Annotated in this window: 5 protein-coding genes; 2 read left to right on the top strand and 3 right to left on the bottom strand. The window is 65.7% G+C overall.

Annotated features, from left to right (window positions below):
- The 3 genes from QCE83_RS24525 to QCE83_RS24515 form a co-directional block, all read right to left on the bottom strand.
- Entirely contained in the window at positions 1-3,165 is a 3,165-nt protein-coding gene (locus QCE83_RS24525; RefSeq protein WP_309817449.1) for a multidrug efflux RND transporter permease subunit, read from the bottom strand.
- Between the two features lie 33 nt (positions 3,166-3,198).
- Positions 3,199-4,419, bottom strand: coding sequence for an efflux RND transporter periplasmic adaptor subunit (locus tag QCE83_RS24520; RefSeq protein ID WP_309817446.1), 1,221 nt, complete (start codon positions 4,417-4,419; stop codon positions 3,199-3,201).
- A 338-nt stretch (positions 4,420-4,757) separates the two neighbouring features.
- Positions 4,758-5,666, bottom strand: a complete 909-nt coding sequence (locus QCE83_RS24515; protein WP_309817442.1) for a LysR family transcriptional regulator — start codon at positions 5,664-5,666, stop codon at positions 4,758-4,760.
- Between the two features lie 123 nt (positions 5,667-5,789).
- Here QCE83_RS24515 and QCE83_RS24510 point away from each other — a divergent pair, with 123 nt between their 5' ends.
- Together QCE83_RS24510 and QCE83_RS24505 are read left to right on the top strand one after the other, a co-directional pair.
- Positions 5,790-9,179, top strand: coding sequence for a molybdopterin-dependent oxidoreductase (locus tag QCE83_RS24510; protein ID WP_309817439.1), 3,390 nt, complete (start codon positions 5,790-5,792; stop codon positions 9,177-9,179).
- 60 nt (positions 9,180-9,239) lie between these two features.
- A complete protein-coding gene (locus tag QCE83_RS24505; protein WP_309817436.1) occupies positions 9,240-10,688 on the top strand; it encodes a TIGR00366 family protein in 1,449 nt (482 codons plus the stop codon).
- Positions 10,689-10,711 lie beyond the last annotated feature (23 nt).

The following is a 10,711-nucleotide window of genomic DNA, read 5'->3' as shown; positions in this document are numbered from 1 at the left end:
TCAGTCTCCCTGTTCTCTGGGCGGCGCATCGGCTGGCTTCTTCTTTTTCTTGTCCGAGCGTTCCGACAGCGTTTCGAGCACGAAGAAGAACATCGGAATGAAGAACACGGCGATCACCGTGGCGCCGAGCATTCCGCCAATCACGCCCGTGCCGATGGAATGCCGGCTGTTCGCCGACGCGCCTGTCGCGATGGCCAGCGGCACGCAGCCGAGAATGAACGCGAGCGAAGTCATCACGATCGGGCGCAGGCGTTCTTCGGCGGCGACCATGGTGGCGTCGAGCACGGACTTGCCCGACTCGCGGTTCAGCACGGCAAACTCGAAAATGAGAATGGCGTTCTTCGCCGCGAGCGCAACCAGCATCGTCAGGCCGATCTGGAAGTACACGTCGTTGTTGAGGCCGCGCAGCAGGATGGCGAGCAGCGCGCCGAAGATCGCGAACGGCACCGCCATCAGCACGCCGATCGGCAGGCTCCATTTCTCGTATTGTGCCGCGAGGATCAGGAACACCATCACGAGACCGAACACGAACACCAGCGCCGAACTGCTGCCCGACTGCTTCGCCTCATAGGCCTCGCCGCTCCACGCGATGCCGTAATCCGTGGGCAGCGTCGCCGCGACTGCTTCGAGCGCCTGGATCACCTGTCCCGATGCGTAACCCGGCGCGGCGTTCGCCGTGATCTTCACCGCCGGGAAGTTGTTGAAGCGCGTGATGAGATCGGGGCCGGTGACATAGCGCGTGTTGACCACGGCCTTCAGCGGCACCATGTTGCCGTTCTTGCTCTTCACGAAGATCTGCGTGAGATCGTCGGGCTTGATGCGATACGACGGCTCCGCCTGCAGGATCACCTGCCACAGCCGGCTCGAGCGGTTGAACTGCGACACATAGAGCGAGCCGAACATGGTCTGCATCGCGCTGTAGACATCCTCAACCGGTACGCCGAGCGTCTCGGCCTTGTCGCGGTCCACGTCCGCCAGCAACTGCTGCGACGACGCGTTGAACGTCGACGTCACGCCTGTCAGTTCCGGCCGCTGCTTCGCCCGCTCGACGAAATCCTGCACCAGCGCCGCGAACTGCGCGATCGGCGCATCGCCCTTGCTCTGGATCCACATCTCGGTGCCGCCGGTGGTGCCGAGACCGGGGATCGACGGCGGATTCAGCGGCACGACGATCCCCTCGCGAATCTGCGACAGATGCTTGTAAGCGTCGATCAGCACGGCGCGCGCATTCTCGGTGCGGATATTGGCCGACGTATAGCGGTCGTCGAAGCTCTTGAGGCCGACGAAGAAGGTCGACGAATTATTCTTGTTCTGGCTGTCGAGAATGCTGAAGCCATCGACGGTCGTAATGCTGCCCACTGCCGGCTGCTTCATGAAGTATTCGGTGACGCGCTCGGACACCGCGCCGGTGCGGTCGAGCGAGGCCGCGTCCGGCATGATGACCGCGCCCAGCAGATAACCCTGGTCCTCGGGCGGCAGGAAGGCGGTGGGAATGTCGCGCATCATCACGACGGCAAGCGCGATCACGCCCGCGAAGATGCACAGCCCGATCACGAAGCGCCGGATCACGAGTTGCACGGCACGCGTATAGCCGTGCGTCATGCGTTCGAACTGGCGGTCGAACCAGCGGAAGAAGCCTTTCTTCTCGTGATGGCCGGGCTTGAGCAGCAATGCGGCGAGCGCCGGCGACAAGGTGAGCGCCACGAGCCCCGAGATCACCACCGAAATCGCGATGGTGATGGCGAACTGCTTGTACATCTGCCCGGTGATGCCGGCGAGGAAGGCCACCGGCACGAACACCGCGCACAGCACGAGCACGATGGCGACCACCGGTCCCGCCACTTCGTCCATGGCTTTCTTGGCGGCGGTCTTCGGATCGAGCTTGAACACGGTCATGTTGCGCTCGACGTTCTCGATCACGACGATCGCATCGTCCACCACGATGCCGATGGCGAGCACCATGCCGAACAAGGTGAGCATGTTGATCGAGAAGCCCAGCGCCGCCATGCCCATGAAGGTGCCGACAATCGACACCGGCACCGCCAGCACCGGAATGAGCGTCGCGCGCAGGCTTTGCAGGAACACGAACACGACGATCACCACCAGCACGACCGCCTCGAAGAAGGTATGCACCACGTCGGTGATGGACGCGCGCGTGAACTCCGTGGTGTCCATCGCGATCTGGTAGTCGATGCCTTCCGGAAAGGTCTTCTTCATCTCGGCAAGCTGCGCGCGCACCAGCTTCGACACGTCGAGCGCATTGGCGCCCGGCTGCTGGTACACGGCGAGCACCGTCGCGGGCTTGCCCTGGAAGCGGCTGCGGATGGAGTAGTCCTTCTGCCCGAGTTCGGCGCGGCCCACGTCGCGCAGCCGCACGATGGCCGCGCCGCCCGACTGCGCGCGGATGATGATGTTCTCGAACTCGGAAGGCTCGGTGAGGCGTCCGGAGGTCGTCACGGCGAACGACTGTTCGACGGGCGCGCCGGTCGGCGACTGTCCCAGCCGGCCTACCGCGAACTGCTGGTTCTGGTTCGACACGGCGCGCTGCACGTCGGCGGCCGTGATGCCGAGCTGCGCCATGCGGTCGGGCTTGAGCCAGATGCGCATCGCGTAGTCGGGCGTGCCGAAGATGCTCGACTGGTTCGCGCCCGGAATGCGCTTGAGCGCGTCGAGCACATAGACGTTGGCGTAGTTCGCGATATAGGTGGCGTCGTAGCGTTCGTCGGGCGAATAGATCGCGATCACCATCATGAACGCCTGCGACTTCTTCTGCACCTGCACGCCCTGCGAGGTCACCGACTGCGGCAGTTGCGGCAGCGCGAGGTTCACGCGGTTCTGCACGTCCACCTGCGCGAGTTCCGGATTCGTGCCGATCTGGAAGTATGCGTTGATCGTCAGGTTGCCCGTGGATGAGCTCGACGAGCTCATGTAGATCATGTTGTCCGCGCCGTTGACCTGCTGCTCGATCGGCGCGGCCACGTTGTTCGCGACCACGTCGGCGCTCGCGCCCGGATAGGTCGCGGAGATGGTGATCTGCGGCGGCGTGATGTCGGGATACTGCGCGGTCGGCAACGCCAGCATGGACAGCGCGCCGCCCAGTGTGATGACGATCGAGATGACCGAGGCGAAGATCGGGCGGTCGATGCAGTAATGTGAAATGTTCATTGGCCTCTTCCGCGCGACGAGCTTTCAATCAGATCACTGGCCGGCCTCGCTGGCTGCGGACGCGCCCGCAGCGGGTGCGGTGCTGGTCACGTGCAGTTGCGAATCGGCGGACACGCGGATCGCGCCATCGACGATCACGCGCTCTCCCGCGCGCAGGCCGCTCGTGATGAACCAGTCGTCGCCATGCCATTCGCCCACTTCCACCACGCGCTGACGCGGCTTCGACTGCTCGTCGAGCACCCAGACGAAATGACTCTTCGCGCCCTGCAGCACGGCGCGCTGCGGCAGCAGGATGGCATTGGGACGCACCGCGCCCGCCACGCGCGCCTTGACGAACTGGCCGGGCCGCAGGATGCCCTTCGGATTGGCGAACACCGCGCGAACCAGGAAGGTGCCGGTATCGGTGCTGAAGGCCGGATTCGTGAAGTCGATGCGGCCCGTCTGCGGATACACGGAGCCGTCCGCCTGGATGATCGTCACGTCGAACTTGTTCTCGGGCGGAAAGCGCAGCAGGCCCTTCTGGATCTGCTCGCGATAGGTCAGCAACTCGTTCTCCGAGATGCTGAAGTTCACCCACATCGGGTCCAGCTGATAGACGTAGGTGAGCAGGCCGGATTGCGTCGGCGTCACGTAGCTGCCTTCCTGCACGCGCGCGAAGCTGGAGAGGCCCTTGAGCGGCGAGCGGATGGTCGTATAGCTCAGGTTGAGCTCGGCGGTCTGCACTTCGCCTTTCGCGGAGATGACGGCGGCCTCGGCCTGCTTTTCGTTGCCGATGGCGTCGTCGAGATCCTTCTTGCTCAATGCGTTCATTGCAGCAAGCGGCTTCACGCGCGCCAGGTTCTGCTGCGTCACGTAGAGCCGCGCCTGCTGCTGCGCGAGCGCGCCCTTGGCGGTTTGCAGCGCGGCCTCGAACGGCCGCTTGTCCATCACGAACATGATCTGGTTTTCTGCGACGAGCGCGCCTTCGGTGTACAGGCGCTTCTCGAGAAAGCCATCCACGCGCGCGCGGATCTCGACCTCGCGCGAACTCTGCGTCTGCGCGGTGAACTCGAACTCGACGGGCGTGGACTGGGCGGCGACCGTGACGACGGTCACATCGACCGGAGGTTTCTGTGCCTCGGGGGGCGGCTTCTTGCAGGCGGCCAGCGCCAGCAGGACGAACGCGGCAAGCGATGCACACCGCGCGGCGTGCCCGGTGCGTGACCGTGGGGCGAACCGGCAGCAGTCCAGTATCCGTTCCGACACGAACGCCATAGGCGCCTCCCCCTCTGGGACGGCCGACAGTTGAGCGGCGCGCAGGCGAGCGTTTTCCCGGTCATGCGCGTATGCGTGACCGTGCCGCCTTGCGATGAGAACGCGCTGGACAGGCCAGCTTGCAACGTCAGCGCGCGCGAGCCTGATGGAAGTGATGGGTCGTGGCTGCCTCCGGTCTTGTCGGTCGAATGCCTGTAAGAGAGCGGCGCATGATGCGTCATGCCTCGAAGCCCGCGCCGTTCATGCAACGGACGCGGCGTGCGTGACCCAATTACTAATAGTCGAAGACGGCTGAAAACGCCATAGCGTTAGCATGAATTTGCAGATGCGAAGACGCGTCAGTCAGCCCGCTTCCATGCCCTGAAGACATCGAGCAGCGTGCGCACCTGCCGTCCGGGCGGATCGTTGCGACGCCAGACCGCGCCCACGTCCATGGTCGGCACGGGCACGCTCAGGTCGCGCTTGCTGATGCGGTTGCCTTCCAGCGACCACGGCCGGTAGACCAGATCCGACAGGATGGTCACGCCCTCGCCGAACGCCACGAGGCTGCGCACCGCTTCGATCGACTTGCTCTGCATGCGCACGCGCGGCTCCACGCCGAACTTGCCCCAGTAGCGTGCAACCGTCTGAATGTGCTCGTCCATGTCGAGCAGCAGATAGTTCTCGCGCGCGACGTCTTCGAGCGTGACGCGCTGTGCATCGAGCAGCGGATGATCCGGCGGCGTCCACAGGCGCCGCGGCGAGCGCACGATGGTCTCGCCCTTGAGATCGTCGTGCAGCGCGGTGTTGGAGACGAGCAGCAGCGCCATGTCGAGATCGCCGGCGAGCAACTGCTGCTCGACGACTTCCCGCTCGCGCTCGATCACCTCCACCTGAAGATTGCGGAAGCGGCGCGTGAGCGTGGCCATCATCGAGGGCAACAGGTAGGCGGAAATGGTCTCGGTCACGCCGATCCGCACCATCCCCGAAATCTGCCCGGGTTCCTCCTGCGCGGCGAGCACCGCGTGGTCCACCGATTGCCTGGCCTGCTGGACATGGCGCAGGAAGCGCACACCCGCCTCGGTCAGCCGTACGCCCTTGGCGTGACGCGCGAGCAGCGCCACGCCCACCGTGTCCTCCAGGTTCTGCAACGCGATCGTCATGGACGACTGCGACACGCTGCACAGATTGGCGGAACGCGAGATCTGCCCGGTGTCGGCGACGGACACGAAATATTCGATCTGACGCAGGGTGATTTGACGGGGCATAGGGGCGATCCAGGTTTCGGCGAGCAGGCGATATCTAAAAATTCTATATCGCTGAATCGGAAATATGAATTCTTCATTGCATTTTGATTTCATAGCATCGCGACTATGAAATCCGGAGACGAGATGGAAGTTCAGGAAAAAAAGGGCTATTGCACGCTGTGCCGCTCGCGCTGCGGCACGGTCAACGTCGTGCGCGGCGGCATGCTCGCGGAAGTGCGCCCCGACCGCGAGCACCCGACCGGCCACGCCATGTGCCTGAAGGGCAAGTCCGCGCCTGAACTCGTCCACAGCCCGCACCGCGTCCTGCATCCGATGCGCCGCACCGCGCCGAAGGGCGCCGCCGATCCAGGCTGGGTGCGTATCGGCTGGGACGAGGCGCTCGACGAGATCGCCACGAAACTCGACGTGCTGCGCCGCGAGCACGGCGCGGAAACCGTGGCTTTTGGCGTGACGACGCCGAGCGGCACGCCGATGAGCGACAGCATCGACTGGGTGGAGCGTTTCATCTGGTCGTACGGCAGCCCGAACATCTGCTATGCGACGGAAATCTGCAACTGGCACAAGGACGTGGCGCACATCTTCACGTTCGGCTGCGGGATGCCGACGGCGGACTATCGCAACTCCGAAGTCATCATGTTGTGGGGCACGAACCCGGCGAACACCTGGCTCGCGCAGGCGGACGCGATCGCGGCGGCGCGCCGCAACGGTGCGCGGCTGATCGTCGCCGATCCGCGTCCGACCGCGCTCGCCCGCGAAGCCGATGTCTGGCTGCGCGTGCGTCCCGGCACCGATGCGGCGCTGGCGCTGGGCATCGCGCGCGAGATGGTCGCGACGCAGGGCATCGACGAGGGTTTCGTGCGCGCGTGGACCAACGCGCCGCTGCTCGTGCGGCGCGATAACGGGTTGTTCCTGCGCGAGCGCGACCTCGATCCGCACGCTCAGCAGAACCGCTACGTGATCTGGAGCGGCACGCGCGGCCGTGCGGAGGCGCTGGGCGAAGAAGCCGCCACGTCGCCCGACGATTTCGCCTTGGCGGGACGGTATGTGGCGGCATCGGTCGAATGCGAACCGGCCTTCGCCTGCTATGTGCGCACGCTCGATGCGTACACGCCGGAACATGTCGAGACGCTCACTGGCGTTTCGGCAGCCGACCTGAAGCGCGCCGCGGCACTGCTCGCGCCGGGCCGGCGGATTGCCTATCACGCGTGGTCGGGCGTCGGCCAGCAGGCCAACGCGACGCAGACCGAACGCGCCATCGCCACGCTCTACGCGCTCACCGGCGCCTTCGACAAGCGCGGCGCGAACCGCGAATTCGTCAAGCAGCCGGCCAATGCGGTGAGCACGTATGCGTTGCTGTCGCCGCAACAGCGCGAGAAGGCGCTCGGTCTGGCCGAGCGGCCGCTCGGACCGCCCGCGCAAGGCTGGGTCACGGCGCGCGACATGTATCGCGCGATGATCGAAGGCGAGCCGTACAAGGTGCGCGCGCTGTTCGCGTTCGGCACCAATCCGCTGGTGTCGCAGCCCGACACCGCGCGGGCGCACGCAGCGCTGAGCGCGCTGGATTTCCATGTGCATTGCGATCTGTATGAAACGCCGTCGTCGCGCTATGCCGACATCTTCCTGCCGGTGAACACGCCGTGGGAGCGCGAGGGCTTGCGCATCGGCTTCGAGATCGACGAGCGCGCGGTGGAACTCGTGCAATTGCGTCAGCGCATGGTGGCGCCGCGTGGCGAAAGCTGCGCCGATTACGACATCGTGTTCGAGCTTGCGAAGCGGCTCGGCATGCAGGACGCGTTCTTCGGCGGCAGCATCGAGGCAGGCTGGAATCACATGCTCGCGCCGCTCGGGCTCGACGTGGACACGCTGCGGGCGCATCCCGAAGGCATCCGCCCGCCGCTCGAACAGCGCGAGCAGCAGTACGCGAAGGCCACCCCCGACGGCGTGCGCGGCTTCCGTACGGAAACGCTGAAGGTCGAACTGTATTCGGAAAAACTGCTGCGCCATGGCTATCCGCCCGTGCCGGTGCATGAGCCGCAGGCCGCTCCGGCGTGCGATGCCGCGTATCCGTACGTGCTGACTTCGACCAAGAACGGCTACTACTGTCACAGCCAGCATCGCGGCGTCACGCGCCTGCGCAAGCGCGCGCCGTATCCGGTGGTCGAGATGAGCCGCGCGCTGGCGCTGAAGAAGGGCGTCGAGTCGAACGACTGGGTCATCCTGCGCACGGCGCAGGGCAAGGCGCGCTTCGTCGCGCGCGTCGAGGAAGCGCTCGCGGACGACGTGCTGATCGCCGAATACGGCTGGTGGCAGGCCTGCGACGAACTCGGCATGCCGGGCTTTCCGGCGCTCGGCGAGATCAACAGCAACTTCAGCAATCTGGTGTCGTCGGCGCGGCACGATCCGCTGAGCGGCTCCATGCCGATGCGCGCGCTCGCCTGCGACATCGAACCCGATCCGTCATTCGACCGCACGCGGCGCGCATGGCAAGGCTGGCGCGAATTCGTCGTGACGAATCTGCACGACGAAGCCGAAGGCGTGCGCACCGTCACGTTCACGGCCAAGGACGAAGGCACGCTGCCGGACTACCAGCCGGGCCAGCACGTGACGGTACACGTGCCGACGCTCGGCGCACGCGGCACGACGCGCGCCTATTCGCTCGTCGGCGCGGCCAGCGAAGCGGCGCGGCGCACCTACACCATCTCGGTGCGGCAACAGCCGCAAGGCGCGATGTCCGGGCACATTCACGAGGCGCTGGAGATCGGGCATCGCGTCGATCTGCGCGCGCCCGGCGGCACTTTCGTGCTGCCGCTGCGCTCGCGTCAGCCGGTGGTGATGTTCGCGGGCGGCATCGGCATTACGCCGTTCATTTCGTATCTCGAATCGCTGGCGGCGATCGAACCGGTGAGCCAGCGGCCCGAAGTCTGGCTCTTCTATGCGAACCGGCACGGCGCGGCGCATGCGTTCCGCAAGCGCATCGCTGCGTTGCGCGCGGCGTGGCCCGGCCTGCACGTGTTCGACTGCTATGCGCATCCGCGCGAGGGCGTGGACATGGCGGGCCGCGACTACGACCGCGCGGGTTATCTCGACGCGTCAGCCGTGAGCGACGACCTGATCCGCCGTCGTGCGCGCTTCTACTTCTGCGGTCCGGAACCGATGATGAGCGCGCTGACCGACGGCCTGATCGCGCGCGGCGTGCCCGCGTTCGACATCTTCAAGGAGGCGTTCCGCTCGCCGTCCGCGCCGCGCGTCGACGCGGCGCAGCGCTTCACCGTCGAATTCACGCGCTCGCACAAGGTCGCGCAATGGACGCCGGTGGACGGCAGCCTGCTGTCCTTCGCCGAGGGACTGGGCGTCGCGATGCCGAGCGGCTGCCGCGTCGGCCAGTGCGAAAGCTGCGCGGTGCGGATTGCGCGCGGTGCGACCGATCACCTGTCGGGCCACGCGCCCGACGAACCCGACATGTGCTTCGCGTGCCAGGCGATTCCGCTGTCGGACCTCGTCGTCGATGCATGACGGCGTCATCAACTGATTTTGCTTAAACACGCCAACGCGCGAACAGGGGAGAGGGAAAAAATGGAACAGGTCACACGGACAAAAGCGCTACGGCCCGAAGGCGGGTCGGGCAACCTGATGGAACGCATGGCGGCCAACGTCACGCGCTGGGCTGAAGCCTGGTTCCCGGATGCCTATATCTTCGCCGCGGTGGCGGTGATCGTCGTCGCGATCGGCGCGCTGGCCGTCGGCGCGCCGGCGCAACGCGTGGGCATTGCGTTCGGCGACGGCTTCTGGAGCCTGATTCCGTTCACGATGCAAATGGCCATCGTCGCGATTTCCGGCTATGTGGTCGCGGTGTCGCCGCCGGCCTCGAAGATGATCGCGGCGCTCGCGCGTCTGCCGAAGACGGCGCGCGGCGCGGTGATGTTCGTCGCGTTCATCAGCATCGCGACCTCGCTGTTCAACTGGGCCATCAGCCTCGTGTTCAGCGGCCTGCTGGTGCGCGCGCTCGCACGCCGCACCGACATGCGCATGGACTACCGCGCGGCGGGCGCGGCGGCGTATCTGGGCATGGGCGCGACCTGGGCGCTCGGCCTGAGTTCGGCGGCGGCGCAGTTGCAGGCCAACCCGGACAGCCTGCCGAAGACGCTCCTCGCGATCACCGGCGTGATCCCGTTCTCGGAAACCATCTTCCTGCCGCAATCGATGCTGATGGTCGCGGTGCTGATGATCGCCTCGTTGCTGATCGCGGGCTTCTCGGCGCCGGTTGGCGAGCGCGCGCGCACGGCGGCGGATCTGGGCGTCTCGCTCGACGACATCGATCTGAAGATGGAGAAGCCCACGCGTCCGGGCGAGTGGCTCGAATACAGCCCTGTCGTGACGGTGTTGCTGGTGGCGCTCGGGCTCGTCTGGATCGGGCATGAGTTCACGACCAAGAACCCGCTCCTGGCGATCTCGAACCTCAACACCTACAACTTCGTGTTCATCCTGCTGGGCATGCTGCTCAACTGGCGTCCGCGCCGCTTCCTGAACGCGGTGGCGAAGTCGGTGCCCTCGACGGCCGGCGTGCTGATCCAGTTCCCGCTGTATGGCGGCATCGCGTTCATCCTGACCAAGGCGGCCGCGCCGGGCGGCTTGCCGCTTTCGGAGCATCTGGCGCATTTCTTCGTCGCGATTTCGTCGCAGGCTTCGTTCCCCGCCGTGATGGGCGTGTATTCGGCGGTGCTGGGCTTCTTCGTGCCGTCGGGCGGCGGCAAGTGGATCATCGAGGCGCCGTATGTCATCGAGGCGGCCAAGGCGCTGCACGTGCATCTGGGCTGGTCGGTCACGGTCTATAACGCGGCCGAGGCGCTGCCGAACCTGATCAATCCGTTCTGGATGCTGCCGCTGCTCGGCGTGCTCGGACTGCGCGCGAAGGACGTGGTGGGCTTCACGTTCACGCAGTTGGTGATCCATACGCCGCTGGTGGTGTTCATGCTGTGGGTGCTCGCGCCGACGCTGACCTATCACGCGCCGGTCATGCCCTGAGTCTTTGAGTATTGAATGTTCAA

It is taken from the genome of Caballeronia sp. LZ034LL, assembly GCF_031451215.1.
In the GTDB taxonomy this organism is placed as follows: Bacteria; Pseudomonadota; Gammaproteobacteria; order Burkholderiales; family Burkholderiaceae; genus Caballeronia.
Note: the sequence above shows the minus strand (reverse complement) of the source record. Positions and strands in the feature narration are given on the sequence as shown.

Excerpts from the sequence above, each read along its gene's own strand:
- QCE83_RS24525 (WP_309817449.1), bottom strand. The coding sequence starts at position 3,165 with ATGAACATTTCACATTACTGCATCGACCGCCCGATCTTCGCCTCGGTC.
- QCE83_RS24520 (WP_309817446.1), bottom strand. The coding sequence starts at position 4,419 with ATGGCGTTCGTGTCGGAACGGATACTGGACTGCTGCCGGTTCGCCCCA.
- QCE83_RS24515 (WP_309817442.1), bottom strand. The coding sequence starts at position 5,666 with ATGCCCCGTCAAATCACCCTGCGTCAGATCGAATATTTCGTGTCCGTC.
- QCE83_RS24510 (WP_309817439.1), top strand. The coding sequence starts at position 5,790 with ATGGAAGTTCAGGAAAAAAAGGGCTATTGCACGCTGTGCCGCTCGCGC.
- QCE83_RS24505 (WP_309817436.1), top strand. The coding sequence starts at position 9,240 with ATGGAACAGGTCACACGGACAAAAGCGCTACGGCCCGAAGGCGGGTCG.